Genomic DNA, 19549 nt, shown 5'->3' with positions numbered 1-19549 from the left:
CCTCGTCGAAATGCGGTAACAGGGGGCCCCTGCAACCACCTCAGCGGGCCGCTGGCAACGCCTCAGCCGTCGCGGCGGGTGGTCCAGCGGAACGTGCCCAGGCAGAGCAGCAGGCCGATCACGCACCATGCGACGAGCACCAGGGCGACCCGGTCCAGCTCGAAGGAGCCGCCCGGTTCGCGGGCACCGAAGCTCTCCGGCAGGAAGACCGAGCGCAGCCCCTGGCACATCCACTTCAGCGGGAACAGCGCGGCCACCTGCTGCATCCAGGCGGGCAGGTTGGTGAAGACGAAGAAGACCCCGGAGATGAACTGGAGCACCAGGGCGACCGGGGTCACCACCGCCGAGCCGCTGCGCGCCGTCCGGGCCAGCGAGGAGATGGCGATGCCGCAGAGGGTGCAGGCGGTCACCCCGAGCACGGAGACCCAGGCGAAGGTGAGCCACTTCCCGGCGGTGCCCGGCAGATCCAGGTCGAACAGGGCCACCGAGACGGCGAGCAGCAGCGCGGTTTCGGCGACGCCGATCACCACCACCATGATCACCTTGCCGGCGAACCAGACCCACTTCGGCATCGGGGTCCCCCGGTAGCGCTTGAGCACCCCCCGGTCCCGCTCGATCGGGATCCAGATGCCGAGGTTCTGGAAGCTCACCGTCATCAGCCCGGTCGCGATCATGCCGGTGATGAAGTACTGCGTGTAGCTGACCCCGGGGGCGATCTCGTCGCTGAAGATCGCCGCGAAGATCAGGATCATGATGATCGGGAAGCCCATCGTGAAGACGACGGACTCCCGGCTGCGCAGGAACTGGGTGATCTCCAGCCGGCCCTGGCGCAGGCCGAGGGCGGCCGGGCCGACCCGCCGGGCCCGGGTCGCGTCGGCGGCGGGCGTGGCCGGCTTCGTGGTGCTGGTCATCGGTGTCCGATCATCCGCAGGTAGACGTCTTCCAGGGTCGGCCGGGTCACGGTGAGACCGGGCACCTCGCCGCCGTGCCGCGCGGCCAGCTCGGTCACCAGCGCCGTCGGCGTCGCGCTCGCCGCGCTCTGCGCCACCCCGTCCGGGGTACGCCAGGAGACCGTCGCCATGGCCTCCTGACGGTTGCCCAGCCTGCTCGGCGGTGCCACCTCGACCAGCCGGCCGGCGGCAATCACCCCGACCCGGTCGGCGAGCGCCTCGGCCTCGTCCAGGTAGTGCGTGGTCAGCAGGATGGTGGTGCCGGCGGCGTTCAGGTCCCGGATCAGCTCCCAGAACTCGCGCCGGGCCTCCGGGTCGAAGCCGGTGGTCGGCTCGTCGAGGAAGAGCAGCTCGGGGCGGCCCACGATGCCGAGCGCCACGTCGAGGCGGCGCTTCTGTCCGCCGGAGAGGGTGTGCGTGCGGGCCTTCGCCTTGTCGGCCAGCCCGACCCGTTCGATCACCTTCGCCGGGTCGTCGGCGTGCGGGTAGAACGCGGAGAAGTGCCGGACCACCTCGGCGACGGTCAGCTCGTCGAACTCCCCGGTGCCCTGGAGCACGATGCCCATCCGGGCCCGCCAGCCCGGGGACGGGTGCGCCGGATCAACGCCGAGCACGTGCACCTCGCCCGCGTCCCGCTGCCGGTAGCCCTCCAGGATCTCCACCGTGGTGGTCTTCCCGGCACCGTTCGGGCCGAGCAGGGCGAACACCTCACCACGGCGGACGGCCAGGTCCACGCCGGCCACCGCGACGTTGTCGCCGTACGCCTTGCGCAGCCCCCGCACCGAGATCGCCAGCTCCTCATCCATGCGTCAAGTGTGCGACCTGCGCCGGGCGGCCCGACCGCCGGGGCGTGTCACCCTCGGTGCCGTGCGCACCCGATGTCCGGCGCACCTACGCCGGGCCCTCCTCGGCCACCGTCACCAACAAGGAGCACCTCTTCCAGGACCTGCGTTTCCCGCCGGCGGCATCGCTGCGGCTGACCGCCGACGTGATCGTGTACCCGCTGCGCTGAACCCGGTCACCATCTGTTCAGGCCGGCGCGTAGGTCAGGCAGTCGGCGCTGTCCTCGCCGACCCGGATGCCCGGGGCGTGGCACTCCAGTTCGGAGTTGTGCCGGCAGTCCGCCCGCTGGCACGCGCCGACCTGGGCGACCAGCATCTGGATCCCACCCCGTTCCGGCATCTCCACGAAGGTGTGGCAGCGGGCGTGGGAACTGCTGCCCACCGTGATCGCGAACGCGTGACAGCCGTTCTCGTTGTACGAGCACCGGCTGACGGTGCACTCCTCCACACGGGGCATTTCGACGGCGCCGGTCATCACGGTCTCCTCTAATCGGTATGACCGTATTTTATGGCTTTATCACCTTTGCTGGGTGGGATCGGCAGCAAGCGTCCCGTCGCCGAGAACCTCGGACAGCGGAGCCGGGGTCAGCCCGCGCTCGGCCAGCCCGGCGAGGATGTGCGGCAACGCCTCGTCGGTCATCGCCGCGTTCGCCTCGGTGACGTGCAGGACGATCACCGATCCCGGCTTCACCTGGCTGAGCACGGCCCGGACGATCGGCCGCCAGGCGGTGGCGAACGGATCCCCGCTCACCACGTCCCCGTCGACCACGGTCGTGCCCAGCGGTGCGAGTGCGGCGAGTGCGGCGCCGTCGTGGCAGAGGCCGGGGAAGCGGAAGTACCGGGTCTGTCGCCCGCCGTACGCCTCCACCAGCTCGAACGTCCGGGCCACGTCCGAGGTCATCTGGCCGGCCGGGATCCGGGGCAGGTTGTAGCAGTCCGACGTGAAGGCCAGGTGGCCGTAACTGTGGTTGGCCAGTTCGAAGCGGGGGTTTCCGGCCAGCCGCCGGGTCACGTCGGGATACCGCTCCACCCACTTGCCGGTGAGGAAGAAGGTGGCCGGCACCTTCTCCCGCTCCAGCATCTCGACGATCCGCAGGTTCGCGTACGACCGCACCCGTCCGGTCCGCAACTGGTAGAGCATCGCGTCCGTCATGTCCGCGTCGAAGGTGAGCGCGACCTTGTCGCCGGTGCGGGGTCCGTGGTCGACCACGGGTGGCCGGGTGCCGGGTCGGGTGGCGCCGGGGATCCGTCCCGGGGTTCCGGGCGTCCCGCCCGGCCGGCCCGAGACGCCCGGGGCCGGTTGTCCTGCGGGGTCGCTGCCGGTCGCGCCCGGCGTGGCCGGCGCCCGGGTGACCCAGGCCCCGCCGTCGGTGCGCCGCTGGTCACCGCTCCAGGCGAGGGCGGCGGCCCCGGTCACGACGATCAGGGTGGTGGCGAGCAGGAGGACGTGGATCTTCTTCAGGAACACCGGAAGATGATCGCAGTGCCGGCTCCGCCCGTCGGTCCGCCAGGGGGCCCGACGTGCCGCCGCGTCGGGGACGAAGGTCCGTTCGTGGCCGGGTGCCGGGTCCGCGTGGGCCGGTCAGGACCGGACGCGACGTCGCCGACGACGGTCGGCCCGGCGACGTAGGAACCAGAAGACGAAGACGACCAGCCCGACCAGGAGGACGAGCACCAGCACCGGTACGAGGATCGCCACCACGGACATCACCACGCTGGCGGCGTCCTCGGCGGTGCTGGCGACCGGGGCGCCGACACCGGCCGTGGTGGCGTTGACGACCGGCCGGGCCGCCGACTTCAGCAGGTGCACGCCGAAGGCGATCAGCACGCCCACCGCGACCGGCACCCAGTCGTTGGAGGAGAAGAAGTGGCCGGGGGCGCTGACGGTGACCGTCTCCGAACTGGAGCCGGCACCGAAGGCGAGCCCACCGGCGGTCGGGCGGACCACCGTCTGGACGACGTCGTTGACGTGGTCGACCACCGGCACCTTGTCCGCGACCACCTCCACGGCCAGCAGGACGACCAGGATCGCGATGACCCAACCGTCGCCGAGCCACTGCCAGCCGGCGGGCAGGGTGATCACGTCGGTGTAGCGCGCCAGCAGCCCCATGGTGAGCAGGGGGATGTAGGCGTTCAGTCCGGCCGACGCGGCCAGGCCGGATCCGGTGAGGATTTCGAACACCCGTCCAGGATCGCACCGGCGCGCCAGTGGTGCTCGGTGGCGACGGGCGGTCGCTCCGCTACCCTCGTCGGGTGCGTCTGGTGATTGCGAAGTGCTCGGTGGACTATGTCGGACGGCTCTCGGCCCATCTGCCGGCGGCGACCCGGCTGCTGATGGTGAAGGCGGACGGGTCGGTCTCCATCCACGCCGACGACCGCGCCTACAAGCCGCTGAACTGGATGAGCCCACCGTGCCGGCTGGAGGAGGCCCCCGGCGTGTGGCGGGTGGTCAACAAGGCCGGTGAGGAGCTGCGGATCACCCTGGAGGAGATCTTCCAGGACACCTCGTACGAGCTGGGTGTCGACCCGGGGCTGCGCAAGGACGGCGTGGAGGCGCACCTCCAGGAACTGCTCGCCGCCAACCCGGAGACCCTCGGCGAGGGGTTCACCCTGGTCCGCCGGGAGTACATGACCGCAATCGGTCCGGTCGACCTGCTCTGCCGGGACGCCGACCAGGGTGCCGTCGCGGTCGAGGTGAAGCGGCGCGGTGAGATCGACGGCGTCGAACAGCTCACCCGGTACCTGGAACTGCTCAACCGGGACCCGTTGCTCGCTCCGGTGGCCGGTGTCTTCGCCGCGCAGGTGATCAAGCCCCAGGCGCGGGTGCTCGCCACCGACCGGGGCATCCGCTGTGTGGTCGTCGACTACGACAAGCTGCGCGGCATCGAGCGCAACGACCTCACCCTGTTCTGAACCGCCGGTGGCCGGCACCAGCGACGCGGGGCCGGCGGCCGGTGCCGGCGGACTCAGCGGTCGTACATCACCCTGATCGCCTTGACCAGTCGGGCGACGTCCCGTGGGGTCCGCTCGAAGGTCATCACGGGTAGCAGCGACGGGCCGCGCCGCCGGGTGACCGACTTCGGTCGGCCGAACTCGCGCAGGCCGTCCTCGCCGTGGATCCGGCCGAAGCCGGATTCGCCCACCCCGCCGAAGGGGAGGGTGGACATGCCGGCGAAGGAGAGCACCGAGTTCACCGAGGCCATCCCGGAGCGCAGCCGCCGCGCGACGGCCACCGCCTGCCGCCGGCCGAAGACCGCGCCACCCAGGCCGTACGGGACGGCGTTGGCGCGGGCCACCGCCTCGTCCACGTCGCGTACCCGGTTGACGGTCAGCGTCGGGCCGAAGGTCTCCTCCCGCACGGCGGCGGAGTCCTCCGGCACGTCCACCAGCACCGTCGGATGGACGAAGGGCGGCCGGACGGCGTCCGCGCCACCGAGTACGGCCCGGCCGCCCCGGGCGAGCGCGTCGTCGATGTGGCGCCGGATGACGTCGATCTGGGACGGCATGGTGATCGGGCCGATGTCCGCGTCGTCGGCGCCGACGGTCAGCCGGCCGGCGCGCTCCACCACCTTGGCCACGAAGGTGTCGAAGACCGGCTCGACCGCGTACACCCGCTCAATGCCGATGCAGGTCTGCCCCGCGTTGGTCAGCGCGCCCCAGACGCACGCCTCGGCCGCCGCGTCCAGGTCCGCGTCGCGGTCGACGATCATCGCGTCCTTGCCGCCCGCCTCGATCAGCACCGGGGTCAGCGACTCGGCGCAGGCCGCCATCACCTTCTTCCCGGTCGCGGCGGAGCCGGTGAAGGCCACCTTGCCCACCCCGGACCGGCAGAGCGCCGCGCCGACGTCGCCGAGCCCGTGCACCGCGGTGAACACCGGCTGCTCGCCGACCACCTCGGCGAAGCTGTCGACCAGCCACTGCCCGACCAGGGGGGTGTACTCGCTGGGTTTGAACACCACCGCGTTCCCGGCCGCCAGGGCGTACGCGGCGGAGCCGATCGGGGTGTAGACGGGGTAGTTCCACGGGCCGATCACGCCGACCACCCCGTACGGCTGGTATTCCAGGTGGCCGGAGAACTCGGCGAGGATCAGCCGGGAGCGGACGCGGCGTGGCCCGAGCACCCGCCCGGCGTTGCGGGCGGCCCAGTCGATGTGCTCGATGGCGGTGACCACCTCGACGACGGCGTCGGCGATCGGCTTGCCGCCCTCGGCGTGCATCAGCTCGGCGAACTGCTCGATCCGCTGGGCCAGCAGTGCCCGCCAGCGCAGCAGTCGGGCGCGGCGGCCGGTGAACCCGAGCCCCACCCACCAGGCGCCCGCGGCGCGGCCGCGCTCCACCGCCCGGTGGACGTCCTCCGCGGTGGCCAGCGGGAGGTGGCCCACCTCGGCACCGGTCGCCGGACTGGTCGAGACGAGTCGGCCATCGTGGACGACCGGGGTCCCCGGCGCGTTCGCAACCGTCATGGACGAAGTCTAGACCGGGGGTTTACCGACCGGTAGGGTCGCGTTCCGGGGTGCGGACACCGCGTACGGTGTCCGACCCTGAGGTGCCGCTCACCATCGGTGCGTCGCCGCCTTTCCGGTTCGGGCCCGCGCGGTGCCGTCGCCCGGTCCTGCCCGCCTTCGTGGTCGACGGCGGCCGGTCGACCGAATCGGTGAACGTGGGGTGACCGACCGTGGTCGGTGAGGTGTCCGGCCGGCGGTGGGGCCGGCGGCCGTTGGGTGGCAGCCTGTGTCACGGGGCGTACCGGTGGGGCGGAGGGCGGACAGTCCATGGAGGATCACCCGGAACTTCTCCCGGTGCTGACGGTGGCCGGTGGACCGATGCGGGGCGCCCGCTTCCGGCTTCGCCCGGGTCCACTGGTGATCGGCCGCGCATCGACCGTGGACATCGTCGTCGACGATGCGCACCTGAGCCGGCGGCACGCCGTCGTCCGGAGCGAGGGCGACACGGTGACCCTGAACGACCTCGGCTCGACGAACGGGACCTGGCTCAACGACCGCCGCATCGTCGACGTCGTGCCGCTCACCGACGGCGACGTCATCCGGCTCGGCCGGACGGAACTGCGCTTCTTCGACCCCGGTGTGGCCCGGACCGACCCGGTGGGGCTGAGCTTCGGCGTGATGCGCCGGCACCAGCGCCCCACCCTGCCGCTGCCGGTCACCGGCCCGCCGGCCCGGCCGGCGGCCCATCCGCCGGCGCTGCCCACCCCGACCGAGGGCGCCGACCGGGGGCGGTGACGTGGCCCACCGCATGTCGGAAACCGGGCGTCACATGGCAGACTCGCGCGCAGAACCTTAGCGACCGTTCAAACGGTCCGGAAGCGATGGGGAGGCCGGTCGTGGCGCGCGAGTTCACCAGCGTGGGCGTTGTCGGGCTGGGCACCATGGGTGCCGGGATCGTCGAGGTCTTCGCCCGCAACGGCGTCGACGTCGTCGCCGTGGAGATCGCCGAGGACGCGCTGGAACGCGGCCGCGCGACGCTGACCCGGTCGACCGACCGGGCGGTGGCCAAGGGGAAGCTCGCCCCCGCCGACCGGGACGCCCTGCTGGGGCGGGTGAACTTCGCGGTCGGGCTGGCCGCCCTGGACTCGGTGGACCTGGTGATCGAGGCCGTTCCCGAGCGGCTCGACCTGAAGCGGCGGCTCTTCGCCGACCTGGACCGGGTCTGCAAGCCCGAGGCCATCCTCGCCACCAACACCTCGTCGCTGAGCGTCACCGAGATCGCGGTGGCCACCAACCGGCCGGACCAGGTGATCGGCGTCCACTTCTTCAACCCGGCGCCGGTCATGAAGCTGGTCGAGGTGGTCCGGACGGTGGTGACCGCGCCCGAGGTGGTGGCCGACGTCGAGGCGCTCTGCGCCCGCCTGGGCAAGGTCGGCGTCACCATCGGCGACCGGGCCGGCTTCATCGCCAACCATCTGCTCTTCGGCTACCTCAACCAGGCCATCGGGATGGTCGAGGCGCACTACGCCACCCGCGAGGACATCGACGCCGCGATGAAGCTCGGCTGCGGCCTGCCCATGGGGCCGCTCGCGCTGCTCGACTTGATCGGCCTGGACACCGCGTACGAGATCCTGGACACGATGTACCGGCGGGGCGGGCGGGACCGCCGGCACGCGCCGGTGCCGCTGCTGCGGCAGATGGTGACCGCGGGACTGCTCGGCCGCAAGTCCGGTCGGGGCTTCTACACCTACGAGCGGCCGGGTTCCCCGGTGGTCGTACCGGACGAGCGGACGCCGGTGGCGACGGACGCCGCGCTTCTCGACGGCGCGCGGACGGTCGCCACGGTCGGTGTGGTCGGCGGTGGAACGATGGCCACCGGGATCGTGGAGGCCCTCGCCCGCGCCGGCTACCGGGTGGTGTCGGTGACCCGGGGCGAGGAGCGGTCCGCGCGGGTCCGGGCGGCGCTCACGACGTCGCTGGACGAGGACGTCACCCGGGAGCGGCTCGACCGGGCCGACCGGGACGCCGCCCTCGCCCGGGTCACCTGGTCGGTGACGGTCGACGACCTCGCCGACGTCGACCTGGTGGTGGAGGCGGTGGTCGAGGACCTGAACGTGAAGAAGGCCCTCTTCGCCAGCCTCGACGGGATCTGCAAGCCGGGCGTGGTGCTGGCGACCACCACGTCCTCCCTGCCGGTGGTCGGTCTGGCGATGGCCACCGGGCGCCCGGCCGACGTGGTGGGCCTGCACTTCTTCCACCCGGCCCCGGTGACCGCGCTGGTGGAGGTCGTGCGGACCATCCGCACCTCGCCGGAGGCGGTGGCGACCGCCCGCGCGGTGGCCGCCAAGCTCGACAAGACCGCCGTGGTCTGCGGTGACCGCGCCGGGTTCATCGTCAACGCGCTGCTCTTCCCGTACCTGAACGACGCGGTGAAGATGCTGGAGGCGAACTACTCCACGGTCGACGACATCGACCACGCGATGAAGCTGGGCTGCGGCTACCCGACGGGTCCGTTCGCGCTGCTCGACGAGGTCGGGCTGGACGTCGCCCTGACCATCCAGCGCGAGGTCCACCGCGAGCTGCGGGAGCCAGGTGCCGCCCCCGCGCCGCTGCTGGAGCACCTGGTCACCGTCGGCCACCTCGGCCGCAGCAGCGGCCGGGGATTCCGCGACCACAGCCCCCGCTGACCCCCGCCGGCCGCGGCGCTGGTGACCGGCGTGCGCCCGTACGCTGGAACGCGTGAGCCCCCGTCGCAACCGCCCCCGCCGTGACGACACCGCCCACCTGGATTCCGACCGGGTCCGCCAGGGGGTTCCCACGGTGGAGCGGTGGCGGGACGGCGAGTGGCAGGTACGCGGCATCAGCGGTGGCGCGTCGACCAAGACGTACCGCTGCCCCGGGTGCGACCAGGAGATCCGCCCCGGGGTGGCGCACCTGGTGGCCTGGCCGGCGGACGGGTGGGGCGACCTGACCGACCGCCGGCACTGGCACAGCGGGTGCTGGCGGGCGCGGGACCGGCGGGGCCCGGCCGTGCAGCGCGGTCGTGGCGCCCCTCGACACGGCTGAGCGATCGCCGCCAACCACCGGTCGTGCCGTCCCACGACCCGGTCGAGCGATTCCGGTCACCCCGGACCCGCCCCCGACCGGCGGGCGGACCGGCGAGGCGGGAGACTGGACGGGTGAGCACCCCGATCCGTGCCTCCTCGATCCTGCCCGGGCACCGCGAGGACATCGAACTGCACACCGCGGACGGCCTGACCCTCGTCGGTGAGCTGGCCCGGCCGCTCGACCGCGAGCCGGTGGCCACCCTGGTCTGCCTGCACCCGCTGCCCACGCACGGCGGGATGATGGACAGTCACGTCCTGCGCAAGGCCGCCTGGCGACTGCCGGCCCTGGCCGACCTGGCCGTGCTCCGCTTCAACACCCGGGGCACCACCAGCGTCCGCGGCACCAGCGGTGGCGAGTTCGACAACGCCGTCGGCGAGCGGTACGACGTCGCCGCCGCGGTCGAGTACGCCGAGTTCGCCGAGCTGCCGAACATCTGGTTGCTCGGCTGGTCGTTCGGCACCGACCTGGCGCTCAAGTACGGGTGCGATCCCACCGTGGGCGGGGCCATCCTGCTCTCCCCGCCACTGCGGTTCTCCACCCCGGACGACCTGGCGGTCTGGGCCGACAGCGGCAAGCCGCTGGTCGCGCTGGTGCCCGAGTTCGACGACTACCTCCGCCCGGACGAGGCCCGGCAGCGGTTCGCCGCCGTGCCGCAGGCCGAGGTGGTGGGGGTGCCGGGCGCGAAGCACCTCTGGGTGGGCGACGCCGAGACCGTCCTCGACGAGGTGGTCCGCCGGGTGAACCCGGCGGTGCCGGTGCCGCTGCCCACCACCTGGGACGGCCCGATGGAGACCGGCGACGTCAGCGCGTACGCCGACCGGACGGTGGCCTCCTTCGCCGACCGGCCGGTTCCCGGCCCGCCCGCGGGCTGACCACCCGACCGGTGGGGTCAGTGACCCAGGGCGTCGAGCGTCACCCGGGTGGCCTCGGCGATCAGCGCGTCGTCGTGGTCGGCGTCCTCGGCGTCCCGGCTGGAGAGCACCGCCAGCACGATCGGGGCGCGTCCGGGCGGCCAGAGCACCGCGATGTCGTTGCGGGTGCCGTAGCCCCCCGTGCCCGTCTTGTCGCCGACCAGCCAACCGGCCGGCACACCGGCCCGGATCAGCCCGCCGCCGGTGGTGTTGCGGCGTAGCCAGTCGGTGAGCAGCGCGCGGTCCTCGGCGTCCAGCGCGTCGCCCAGCACGTACGCCCGCAGGTCGGTGGCGAGTGCCCGCGGCGTGCTGGTGTCCCGGTCGTCGCCCGGGGTGGCCTCGTTGAGGGCGGGCTCGGTGCGCGTCGGCTTCGTGGTCCGGTCGCCGAGGGCCCGCAGGTGCCCGGCGAAGCCGGCCGGCCCGCCGAGTTCGGCCAGGATCAGGTTGGCCGCGGTGTTGTCGCTGTGTCGGACCGCCGCCTCGGCGAGGTCGCGAAGGGACATCCCGGTCCCCACGTGCCGCCCGGTGACCGGCGCGTGGGGCAACAGGTCGGCCCGGGTGTAGCGGACCACCCGGTCGAGTTCCTGGGCAGCGGTCGCGTCCAGCAGCGCGGCGGCGGCCAGCGCCTTGAAGGTGGAGGCGTAGGCGAAGCGTTCGTCGGTGCGGTGGACGACGGTGGCACCGGAGCCGGCGTCGACGGCGTAGACGCCGAGCCGCGCCCCGAACCGCGCCTCCAGCGCCCCGAACCCCGGGTCCGCCACCGGGGCGCCTGCGGGCGTCGGCGTCGACGCGGCAGCGCTGGCCGGTTCGGGAGCGGGGGACGAGGGCTCCCCGGAGCCGCAGGCGGCCGACCCGAGGAGCCCGGCCACCGCGAACGCCGCCACCATCCGTCGGACACGTCTCGTCGGGTCCATACCGGGTGTCGACTACTCCGATTCGACGCGGACCTTGGCCGGCTTCGCGCTGCGCTCGTCGGTGGTCGGCTTGGTCGGTCGCTTGCCGGCCTCACCGGTGCTGGTGATCTTCGTCGGGGTGGCGCCACGACCCCCCGCGCCGGGAACCGCCGCCACCGTCGGTTCACCGTCGACCCCCGCGCTGGCGGCACCGCCGTCCAGAGTGGTGACCGGCTCGGCCACCGGCCGGGTCCTCGGCTTGCCGCCGTCGCCGTCGGCGGCCACCTCGGCCACCCGGCGGGCCTCCGCCTGGGCCCGGGCCGCGGACTCGCCGGCCTGCCGGACCGAGGCGTCCGTCTCGGCCAACCGGGACCGTTCCGTGCCGAGCTGCTGGCGGATCTCCTCCAGGGCGTGCTGGAGGTCGTCGGACTCCTGCCGGGACTTCCAGGTCTCCTGCCGCAGGTCGGCCAGCTCCTGCTGGGCCTGGGCGATCTCCAGCATGACCTGGGCCAGCTGCTGCCGGCCGGTGGCGACCTCCTGCTGGGTGGCGGCGAGATGCTGCTGGGTCGTCGCCAGGTGCTGCTGGGTGGTGGCCGCGTACTCCTCGAACTGTCGGCGCGAGGTCGCCACGCGCTCGTCGGCCTTGCGCCGCTTGGCGGCGGCCTCCGTCTCGGCCTGGTTCAGCAGCGTCGCGGCCTTCTCCTCGGCCTCCCGGCGCAGCGTCGTGACCTGCTCCTCGGTTTCCCGGCGCAGCGTCGCGACCTCCTGCTCGACGGTCTGCCGCAGCGTCGTCGCCGCCTCCTCGGCCTCCTGCCGGATCCGGGCGGCCCCCTGCTCGACCTCGTCGCGGCGAGCGGTGTAATCCCGCTCCAGCTCGTCCTGACGGGCGGTGTACTGCTGTTCCAACTCCTCGCGGCGGGTGGTGAACTCCCGGTCGGCGGTCTGGCGGAGCTGGGTCAGCTCCCGTTCGGTCGCCTCCCGCTGCGCGCTGACCTCCTTCTCCACCCCGGCCCGCCAGGCGCCCAGCTCCTGCTGGGTCTGTGCCCGCGCCTGCTGCACGTACGCCTCGGTCTCGGCGCGCATGCGCTGGACGTACGCCTCGGTCTCGGCCCGACTGCGCTTGGCCGCCTCGCCCGCCTGGGTGGTGAGCTGGTTCGCCTCCTGCTGGGCCTTGGCCCGGGTGGCCTGCGCCGCCGCGGCAGCCTGGTCGGTGAGCTTCTTGGCATCCTGCTGCGCCTTGGCGTGCGTCGCCCGGCCGGCCTCGGTGGCCTGCTCGGTCAGGCGCTTCGCCTCCTGCTGGGCCTTGAGGTGCACCTCCTTGGCCGCGTCGCGGAGCTGGGCCGCCTCCTGCTGGGCCTTCGCGTGCGCCTCCCGGGCCGCCTCGCGCAGCTTGGCGGCCTCCTGCTGAGCCTGGTTGTGGATCTCCTTGGCCGCGTCCCGGAGCTGGGTGGCCTCCTGCTGGGCCTTGGCCAGCGCGGTCTGCGCGGCCTCCCGGAGCCGGGCGGCCTCCTCGCGGGCGGCGGTGACCGTCGCCTCCGCCTCGGCCCGCCGGGCGGCGCTGTGCCGCTCCGCCTCGGCCCGCCGGGCGGCGCTGTGCCGCTCCTCCTCGGCCCGCCGGGCGGTGAGGGCCAGCTCGAAGTCCTTCAGCGCCTTGGCGGCCTGCTCACGGGCTTCCTCGATGATGTGCTCGGCCGCCGCGCGACGCGCCTCGATCTCCTCGTTGGCGGCGACGAGGATGTCGTCGGCCTGCTCCTCGGCGAGCGTGAGGATCTGCTCCACCCGGGGCCCCAGGTGCCGGAACGAGGCCCGGTCCACCACGGTGCCCTGCTTACGCACCTGCGCCAGGTCGCGCTGGAGCACCTCCACCTGGCCGGCGAGCTTGTGTATCTGGGTGTACGCCTGTTCCCGTTCGGCTGTCAGCGCCGCGATCTCGTGTTCGGCACGGGCCACGTACCGGTCGACCTGTCGTTTCTCGTACCCCCGCAGGGCGGACTCGAAGCTGGGCTCCGTGGTCACTTCCCCGCCGAGAGCGAACAGTTCCTCGCCGTGCGACATACCCCCATCCTCACACGCGTCCGCGCGCAGTGCGGCGATACGCACGGCGACGATGGGACCCACTTCACCCGGTGCGGGGGACGTGTCGGTCGGCGTCGGTGGGCAGCGTATGGCGCGGGGTGCACCCGTTCAAGATGACACCCCGCGCCGTACGACTCATGCCCCGGACGCCCCGCGGGCCGTCAGCTGGACTTCTCCGCGGAAACCCGCTCGGCGGACTCCTCGGCCTTCACCGGCGCTGCCGCCGGCGGCTCCGCCTTCTGCTGCGGCACGCCCGGCACGATGCCGGCCAGGCCGGAGAGCATCTGCCCGAGCTGCGCGGTGACCGCGTCCTTCTGGCGGGTGAGGTCCTCGACCTCGCGCCGGGCGGCCTGGGTGGTCAGCTCGGCCTCGGTACGGGCCTCGTTGAGCAGGCGCTGCGACTCGGCCTTGGCCTCGGCGAGCGTCTTCTCGGCCAGCGACTTGGCCTTCTCGACGGTCTCGGAGGCGGTGCGCTCCGACTCGACCCGCCGGGCCTCGGCGCGCTGCTCGATCTCCTTGGCACGCTCCTGCGCGGCGCGGGCCCGCTGCTCGGCCTCGCCGACCAGCTTCTGGGTCTGCGCGACCTGCGCGGCGTGCCGCTCGGACTCCTCGCGCTCGGCCTTCTCCCGCCGCTCGGCGAGCTGGAGCTCCAGAGCCTGGAGGTCCTTGTCCCGCTTGTCGCGGGCGTCGGTGAGCAGCTTGGTCGCCTCGGCGCGCTTCTCCTCGGCCTCACGGGCGGCCTTGGCCCGCTGCTGGGTGATCTCCCGCTCGGCGGTGGCCCGCAGGGTGGCCACCTCCCGCTCGACAGTGGACTTCAGCTCGGCCACCTCGTGCGCGGTGACCGTGCGGAGCTGCTTGGTCTCCCGCTCGGCGTCGGCGCGCAGCGTGTCGGCCTCCCGCCGGGCCTGCACCCGGACCTCGGCCGCCTCCCGCTCGGCGGTGGTGCGGACACTGCCCGCCTCGCGCTCCGCGGTGGCCTTCATGGCCGCCGCCTCGGCCCGCGCCTTGTCGGTGATCTCGCGCGCCTCCAGGCGGGCCGCGGAGAGGATGCCCTCGGACTCGCGCTTGGCCTCGTTGCGGTGGTCGTTGGCCTGCTCCTCGGCCAGCCGCAGGATCTGCTCGACCCGGGTCCCGAGGCCGGAGAGGGTCGGCCGGCTGTTCTCCTCGAGCTGCTTGTTGGTCTCGGCGAGCTTCTGCTCCAGCGCCGCGAGGCGCTGCTCGGCCTGCCGGAGCCGGCGCTGCGCGTCGTTCATCCGCTGCTCGGCCTCGGCGCGGGCCTGCTCGGACTGGGTCAGCGCGGCGGTCAGCCGGCCGATGAAGTCGTCGACCTGGCCGGTGTTGTATCCGCGCAGGCCAACGGTGAAGTCCGGCTGGGAGTTCGCGTTATCGAAGAACGCGAGAGGGGAGGACTGCTGCTGGGGCATTCGCCCATACTCGCAGACGCCCCGGGGTGCTTCGCAAGAGTGGTGCGGAGCTTTCGTGTCCTCATTACATGGTCACCTCCGCCCGATTACATGGTCACCTCCGCCCGCCCCGGAGGCCGTCCGGGACGCGCGATCTTGGCAGGTCCGGGACGGGGCGCCGGGGCCTGGCCGTCGGGCGTGTGGAAAAGGGCGGCCACCGACCGGCCGCCCTTTTCCGGGTCACCGTGGGTATCGATCAGTTCGGTGCCGGTCGAGCACCGACGAAAGCCAATGCCGGTCCTGGGTGGTTGCAGGGGCCCCCTGCTCGACAAAAAGCGGTAACAGGGGACCCCTGCTACCATCTCACGCGGGTTGGACCAGTTCGACGAGGACGCCGCCGGCGTCCTTGGGGTGGACGAAGTTGACCCGGGAGCCGGCGGTGCCCCGGCGCGGGGTCTCGTAGAGCACCCGCATGCCGCGCTCGCGCAGCGCCGCGCACGCCGCGTCGATGTCGGTGACGGTGTACGCGACCTGCTGCACCCCCGGCCCGTTACGGTCCAGGAACTTCGCGATCGTCGACTCGCCGGTGAGCGGGGCGAGCAGTTGCAGGCAGCCCCCCTCGGTGGTCGGGCCGACCGCCAGCATCGCCTCGCGGACACCCTGCTCGGCGTTGGTCTCGATGTGTACGCAGCGCATGCCGAAGGTGCGCTGGTAGAAGTCGATCGCCGCGTCCAGGTCGGCGACCGCCACACCGACGTGATCGATTCGGCGGATACCGATGTCTGTGACGTAGTCCGCAGCGGGCTCGACAGGGGAGTTCTCAGCCATGACGCTAGTCTGACCGAACAGTCGTTAAGGCGTACAGGTTCGCCCACCCCTTCGGAGGCAGAGTATGGCTTCGGTGATCGTCAGCGGCGCGCGGACCCCGATGGGGCGCCTGCTGGGCAATCTCAAGGACCTCTCCGCGACCCAGCTCGGCGGGGTGGCGATCAAGGCCGCCCTGGAGCGTGCGGGGGTCGCCCCGGAGCAGGTGCAGTACGTGATCATGGGGCAGGTGCTCCAGGCGGGTACGGGGCAGATCCCCGCCCGGCAGGCGGCGGTCGAGGCGGGCATCCCGATGTCCGTGCCGGCGTTGACCATCAACAAGGTCTGTCTCTCCGGGCTCGACGCGATCGCCCTGGCCGACCAGCTCATCCGGGCCGGCGAGTTCGACATCGTGGTGGCCGGCGGTATGGAGTCGATGACCAACGCCCCGCACCTGCTGCTCGGCCAGCGCGCCGGCTACAAGTACGGCGACGTGACGATCAAGGACCACATGGCGCTGGACGGGCTCACCGACGCCTGGGACTGCTGCTCGATGGGGGAGTCCACGGAGCGGCACGGCGTGCGGCACGGCATCACCCGTGAGGAGCAGGACGCCTTCGCCGCCGCCAGCCACACCAGGGCCGCCGCCGCGCAGAAGAACGGCCACTTCGCCGACGAGATCACCCCGGTGCTGATCCCGCAGCGCAAGGGCGACCCGCTGGTGATCAGTGAGGACGAGGGCATCCGTCCGGACACCACCGTCGAATCGCTGGGCAAGCTCCGCCCGGCGTTCGCCAAGGACGGCACGATCACCGCGGGCAGCGCGTCGCCGATCTCCGACGGGGCCGCCGCCGTGGTGGTCATGAGCAAGGCCAAGGCGAAGGAGCTGGGGCTGACCTGGCTGGCGGAGGTCGGCGCGCACGGCAACGTGGCCGGTCCGGACAACTCCCTGCACTCGCAGCCCGCCAACGCGATCGTGCACGCCCTGAAGAAGGGCGGGCTCAGCATCTCCGATCTCGACCTCATCGAGATCAACGAGGCGTTCGGCGCGGTCGGTATCCAGTCCACCCGCGACCTCGGGGTGGACCCGGCGATCGTCAACCCCAACGGCGGCGCGATCGCGCTCGGTCACCCGATCGGCATGTCCGGCGCCCGGCTGGTGCTCACCCTCGCACTGGAACTGAAGCGGCGCGGTGGCGGCACCGGGGCGGCGGCGCTCTGTGGTGGCGGCGGCCAGGGCGACGCGCTGATCATCCACGTGCCGGCCGAGGGCGAGAACGCTCAGTGAGTGAGCTGGGCACCGCCGCGCCGTCGATCCGGCGCAGTCGGGACGTACCGATGCTGGTGGAACGGGCCCGCGCGGGTGACCCCCGCGCGGTGGCCCGGCTGATCACCCTGGTCGAGTCCGGCGACGAGGTGCTGCCGCAGGTCGCGGCGGCCCTCGCGCCGTACGCCGGGCAGGCCCAGGTCGTCGGGTTGACCGGCTCGCCCGGTGTGGGGAAGTCGACCACCACCAACGAGCTGGTCCGGGCGCTGCGGGCCCGGGGCCACCGGGTCGGGGTGCTCGCGGTCGACCCGTCCAGCCCGTTCACCGGTGGGGCGATCCTCGGCGACCGGATCCGGATGCAGGACCACGCCACCGACCCGGGCGTCTACATCCGCTCGATGTCCAGCCGGGGACACCTCGGCGGCCTATCGGCGGCCACCCCGCAGGCGGTGCGGGTGCTGGAGGGCGCGGGCTGCGACGTGGTGCTGGTGGAGACGGTCGGGGTCGGGCAGGCCGAGGTGGAGGTGGCCTCGCTCGCCGACACCACGCTGGTGCTGCTCGCCCCCGGCATGGGCGACGCGATCCAGGCGGTCAAGGCCGGCATCCTGGAGATCGCCGACATCTTCGTGGTCAACAAGGCCGACCGGGACGGCGCCGACGCCACCGTCCGCGACATCAACGGCATGATCGCGCTGGGCGAGCGCGGGCCGGGCGAGTGGCGACCCCAGGTGGTGCGCTCGATCGCCGCGCGGGGCGAGGGGATCGACGACATCGCCGCCGCGATCGACAAGCACCGGGGCTGGCTGGTCGAGCACGGCGAGCTGCGCCGCCGCCGCGAGGCGCGGGCCGCCGCCGAGATCGAGGCGATCGCGCTCGGGGTGCTCCGCGCCCGGATCGGCTCGCTCCGCGACGGTACGGGCCTCGCGGCGCTCGCCGGGCGGGTGGCCGAGGGTGCCCTCGACCCGTACGCGGCGGCTGGCGAACTCCTCGCCGAACTGGAGCGGTGAGCCTGCGACTACCCGCCGGTAGCAGATTCCTTAGCGATCGTTCAGGTGTGCGTCTTACACTCGACGTGCAGTCGAGGACTCGAGGAGGAGCCCTGCGCATGAACGCCGACGAGATCGCCGCCGGACGGGCCCGCTGGCAGGCCCGGTACGACGCCGCGCGCAAGCGGGATGCGGACTTCACCACGCTCTCCGGGCTGGAGGTCGAGCCGGTGTACGGCCCGCCGGAGGGGGTCGCCTACCCGGGCTTCGAGCGCATCGGCTGGCCGGGGGAGTTCCCGTACACCCGGGGGTTGTACCCGACCGGCTACCGGGGGCGCACCTGGACGATCCGGCAGTTCGCCGGCTTCGGCAACGCCCAGCAGACCAACGAGCGCTACAAGATGATCCTCGGCGCGGGCGGTGGTGGGCTCTCCGTGGCCTTCGACATGCCGACCCTGATGGGGCGGGACTCCGACGACCCGCAGTCGCTCGGCGAGGTCGGCCACTGCGGCGTCGCCATCGACAGCGCCGCCGACATGGAGGCGCTCTTCGACGGCATCGACCTGGCCGGGGTCACCACCAGCATGACCATCTCCGGTCCGGCGGTGCCGGTGTTCTGCATGTACCTGGTCGCAGCCGAGCGGCAGGGCGCCGACATCGGCAGCCTCGACGGCACCCTCCAGACCGACATCTTCAAGGAGTACATCGCGCAGAAGGAGTGGCTCTTCGACCCCGAGCCGCACCTGCGCCTGATCGGCGACCTGATGGAGTACTGCGCCCGGGACATCCCGCGCTACAAGCCGCTCTCGGTCTCCGGCTACCACATCCGCGAGGCCGGCTCGACCGCCGCGCAGGAGCTGGCGTACACCCTGGCCGACGGATTCGGTTACGTCGAGCTGGGACTCTCCCGGGGCCTGGACGTGAACGTCTTCGCCCCCGGGCTGAGCTTCTTCTTTGACTCGCACGTCGACTTCTTCGAGGAGATCGCCAAGTTCCGCGCCGCCCGGCGGATCTGGGCGCGCTGGCTGCGCGACGTCTACGGCGCCACCAGCGAGAAGGCGATGTGGATGCGGTTCCACACCCAGACCGCCGGGGTGTCGCTGACCGCCCAGCAGCCGGTGAACAACGTCGTCCGTACCGCGGTCGAGGCCCTGGCGGCGGTGCTCGGTGGCACCAACTCGCTGCACACCAACGCCCTCGACGAGACGCTCGCGCTGCCCACCGACGAGTCCGCCGAGATCGCCCTGCGTACCCAGCAGGTGCTGATGGAGGAGATCGGGGTGACCAACGTCGCCGACCCGCTCGGCGGCTCCTGGTACGTCGAGGCGCTCACGGACCGGATCGAGGCCGAGGCGGAGGAGATCTTCGCCCGGATCCGGCAGTTGGGCGGGGACGGTCCCCACACGATCGGCCCGATGACCTCCGGCATCCTGCGGGGCATCGAGGACGGCTGGTTCACCGGCCACATCGCCGAGGCGGCCTTCGTCTACCAGCAGGCGCTGGAGAAGGGCGAGAAGAAAATCGTCGGCGTCAACTGCCACACCGGCACGGTCGCCAAGGACTTGGAGATCCTGCGCATCTCCCACGAGGTGGAGCTGGAACAGCGCAAGCTGCTCGCCGAGCGCAAGGCCGGCCGGGACAACGACGCGGTCGCCGCCGCCATCGCGCACATGGTGGCGGTCAGCCGTACCGACGAGAACATGGTCCCGGCGATGCTCGACGCGGTCCGCGCGGAGGCGACGCTCGGCGAGATCTGCGACGCGCTGCGCGCCGAGTGGGGCGTCTACCGGGAACCGGCCCGGTTCTGACAACCGGCGCGGGCGGTGCGGGGCTCCACCGGCCCTCCGCACCGCCCGCGACCAGC

General features: G+C 72.6%; 19 protein-coding genes. 9 read left to right on the top strand and 10 right to left on the bottom strand.

Annotation, left to right across the window (positions count from 1 at the left end):
- Positions 1-62: 62 nt before the first annotated feature.
- Positions 63-911, bottom strand: coding sequence for an ABC transporter permease (locus GA0074694_RS00625; protein ID WP_091450819.1), 849 nt, complete (start codon positions 909-911; stop codon positions 63-65).
- Entirely contained in the window at positions 908-1756 is an 849-nt protein-coding gene (locus GA0074694_RS00620) for an ABC transporter ATP-binding protein (protein WP_091450817.1), read from the bottom strand. Before GA0074694_RS00620 ends, GA0074694_RS00625 begins: the two co-directional genes overlap by 4 nt.
- A gap of 56 nt (positions 1757-1812) precedes the next feature.
- On the opposite strand from GA0074694_RS00620, the gene GA0074694_RS31320 reads away from it, so the two are divergent.
- Positions 1813-1962 carry a hypothetical protein gene (locus GA0074694_RS31320; RefSeq protein ID WP_176737735.1) on the top strand — a complete coding sequence of 50 codons (150 nt, stop codon included), beginning with the start codon at positions 1813-1815 and terminating at the stop codon, positions 1960-1962.
- Between the two features lie 17 nt (positions 1963-1979).
- On the opposite strand, the gene GA0074694_RS00615 is transcribed toward GA0074694_RS31320, so the two are convergent.
- The 3 genes from GA0074694_RS00615 to GA0074694_RS00605 form a co-directional block, all read right to left on the bottom strand.
- Positions 1980-2267 (bottom strand): DUF1540 domain-containing protein, encoded by a 288-nt coding sequence (locus GA0074694_RS00615; RefSeq protein WP_091450815.1) that lies wholly within the window; start codon positions 2265-2267, stop codon positions 1980-1982.
- Positions 2268-2309: 42 nt separating this feature from the next.
- On the bottom strand, positions 2310-3260 hold the full coding sequence (locus GA0074694_RS00610; protein ID WP_245714493.1) for a polysaccharide deacetylase family protein: 951 nt from the start codon (positions 3258-3260) through the stop codon (positions 2310-2312).
- 114 nt (positions 3261-3374) lie between these two features.
- Positions 3375-3974 (bottom strand): DUF4126 domain-containing protein, encoded by a 600-nt coding sequence (locus GA0074694_RS00605; RefSeq protein WP_091450813.1) that lies wholly within the window; start codon positions 3972-3974, stop codon positions 3375-3377.
- 71 nt (positions 3975-4045) lie between these two features.
- Between GA0074694_RS00605 and nucS the strand changes: the two genes are divergently transcribed.
- Positions 4046-4705 carry an endonuclease NucS gene (nucS, locus tag GA0074694_RS00600; RefSeq protein ID WP_091458433.1) on the top strand — a complete coding sequence of 220 codons (660 nt, stop codon included), beginning with the start codon at positions 4046-4048 and terminating at the stop codon, positions 4703-4705.
- 53 nt (positions 4706-4758) lie between these two features.
- Here the strand turns inward: nucS and GA0074694_RS00595 are convergent, their stop codons facing one another.
- Positions 4759-6255, bottom strand: a complete 1497-nt coding sequence (locus tag GA0074694_RS00595; RefSeq protein WP_091450810.1) for an aldehyde dehydrogenase family protein — start codon at positions 6253-6255, stop codon at positions 4759-4761.
- 309 nt (positions 6256-6564) lie between these two features.
- Between GA0074694_RS00595 and GA0074694_RS00590 the strand changes: the two genes are divergently transcribed.
- The 4 genes from GA0074694_RS00590 to GA0074694_RS00575 all read left to right on the top strand — a co-directional run bounded on the left by GA0074694_RS00590 (position 6565) and on the right by GA0074694_RS00575 (position 10217).
- A complete protein-coding gene (locus tag GA0074694_RS00590) occupies positions 6565-7032 on the top strand; it encodes an FHA domain-containing protein (protein ID WP_091450808.1) in 468 nt (155 codons plus the stop codon).
- Positions 7033-7133: 101 nt separating this feature from the next.
- Complete coding sequence (locus GA0074694_RS00585; protein WP_091450806.1) at positions 7134-8924, top strand: 3-hydroxyacyl-CoA dehydrogenase family protein; 1791 nt, start codon at positions 7134-7136, stop codon at positions 8922-8924.
- 52 nt (positions 8925-8976) lie between these two features.
- On the top strand, positions 8977-9303 hold the full coding sequence (locus GA0074694_RS00580) for a hypothetical protein (RefSeq protein ID WP_091450803.1): 327 nt from the start codon (positions 8977-8979) through the stop codon (positions 9301-9303).
- A gap of 113 nt (positions 9304-9416) precedes the next feature.
- Positions 9417-10217: an alpha/beta hydrolase gene (locus GA0074694_RS00575; RefSeq protein ID WP_091450801.1), complete on the top strand. Its 801-nt coding sequence runs from the start codon at positions 9417-9419 to the stop codon at positions 10215-10217.
- Positions 10218-10234: 17 nt separating this feature from the next.
- Here GA0074694_RS00575 and bla read toward each other — a convergent pair whose 3' ends face one another.
- From bla to mce, 4 genes are all read right to left on the bottom strand, one after another.
- Positions 10235-11170, bottom strand: a complete 936-nt coding sequence (gene bla, locus GA0074694_RS00570) for a class A beta-lactamase (RefSeq protein ID WP_091450799.1) — start codon at positions 11168-11170, stop codon at positions 10235-10237.
- Between the two features lie 12 nt (positions 11171-11182).
- Positions 11183-13204, bottom strand: a complete 2022-nt coding sequence (locus GA0074694_RS00565; RefSeq protein ID WP_091450797.1) for a coiled-coil domain-containing protein — start codon at positions 13202-13204, stop codon at positions 11183-11185.
- Between the two features lie 182 nt (positions 13205-13386).
- Complete coding sequence (locus GA0074694_RS00560; RefSeq protein WP_091450795.1) at positions 13387-14649, bottom strand: DivIVA domain-containing protein; 1263 nt, start codon at positions 14647-14649, stop codon at positions 13387-13389.
- Positions 14650-14991: 342 nt separating this feature from the next.
- A complete protein-coding gene (gene mce / locus GA0074694_RS00555; protein ID WP_091450793.1) occupies positions 14992-15456 on the bottom strand; it encodes a methylmalonyl-CoA epimerase in 465 nt (154 codons plus the stop codon).
- Positions 15457-15520: 64 nt separating this feature from the next.
- Here mce and GA0074694_RS00550 point away from each other — a divergent pair, with 64 nt between their 5' ends.
- From GA0074694_RS00550 to icmA, 3 genes are all read left to right on the top strand, one after another.
- Positions 15521-16720, top strand: a complete 1200-nt coding sequence (locus tag GA0074694_RS00550; protein WP_091450791.1) for an acetyl-CoA C-acetyltransferase — start codon at positions 15521-15523, stop codon at positions 16718-16720.
- 50 nt (positions 16721-16770) lie between these two features.
- On the top strand, positions 16771-17706 hold the full coding sequence (meaB, locus tag GA0074694_RS00545; protein ID WP_245714699.1) for a methylmalonyl Co-A mutase-associated GTPase MeaB: 936 nt from the start codon (positions 16771-16773) through the stop codon (positions 17704-17706).
- A gap of 98 nt (positions 17707-17804) precedes the next feature.
- A complete protein-coding gene (gene icmA / locus GA0074694_RS00540; RefSeq protein ID WP_091450787.1) occupies positions 17805-19493 on the top strand; it encodes a coenzyme B12-dependent isobutyryl-CoA mutase large subunit in 1689 nt (562 codons plus the stop codon).
- Positions 19494-19549 lie beyond the last annotated feature (56 nt).

Origin of the sequence: Micromonospora inyonensis, assembly GCF_900091415.1 — a bacterium.
Taxonomy (GTDB): domain Bacteria; phylum Actinomycetota; class Actinomycetes; order Mycobacteriales; family Micromonosporaceae; genus Micromonospora; species Micromonospora inyonensis.
Note: the sequence above shows the minus strand (reverse complement) of the source record. Positions and strands in the feature narration are given on the sequence as shown.

Bases quoted from the DNA above. Each gene is read 5' to 3' on its own strand.
- GA0074694_RS00625 (WP_091450819.1), bottom strand. From the start codon at position 911: ATGACCAGCACCACGAAGCCGGCCACGCCCGCCGCCGACGCGACCCGG.
- GA0074694_RS00620 (WP_091450817.1), bottom strand. From the start codon at position 1,756: ATGGATGAGGAGCTGGCGATCTCGGTGCGGGGGCTGCGCAAGGCGTAC.
- GA0074694_RS00615 (WP_091450815.1), bottom strand. From the start codon at position 2,267: ATGACCGGCGCCGTCGAAATGCCCCGTGTGGAGGAGTGCACCGTCAGC.
- GA0074694_RS00595 (WP_091450810.1), bottom strand. From the start codon at position 6,255: ATGACGGTTGCGAACGCGCCGGGGACCCCGGTCGTCCACGATGGCCGA.
- GA0074694_RS00590 (WP_091450808.1), top strand. From the start codon at position 6,565: ATGGAGGATCACCCGGAACTTCTCCCGGTGCTGACGGTGGCCGGTGGA.
- bla (WP_091450799.1), bottom strand. From the start codon at position 11,170: ATGGACCCGACGAGACGTGTCCGACGGATGGTGGCGGCGTTCGCGGTG.
- GA0074694_RS00565 (WP_091450797.1), bottom strand. From the start codon at position 13,204: ATGTCGCACGGCGAGGAACTGTTCGCTCTCGGCGGGGAAGTGACCACG.
- GA0074694_RS00560 (WP_091450795.1), bottom strand. From the start codon at position 14,649: ATGCCCCAGCAGCAGTCCTCCCCTCTCGCGTTCTTCGATAACGCGAAC.
- mce (WP_091450793.1), bottom strand. From the start codon at position 15,456: ATGGCTGAGAACTCCCCTGTCGAGCCCGCTGCGGACTACGTCACAGAC.
- GA0074694_RS00550 (WP_091450791.1), top strand. From the start codon at position 15,521: ATGGCTTCGGTGATCGTCAGCGGCGCGCGGACCCCGATGGGGCGCCTG.
- meaB (WP_245714699.1), top strand. From the start codon at position 16,771: ATGCTGGTGGAACGGGCCCGCGCGGGTGACCCCCGCGCGGTGGCCCGG.
- icmA (WP_091450787.1), top strand. From the start codon at position 17,805: ATGAACGCCGACGAGATCGCCGCCGGACGGGCCCGCTGGCAGGCCCGG.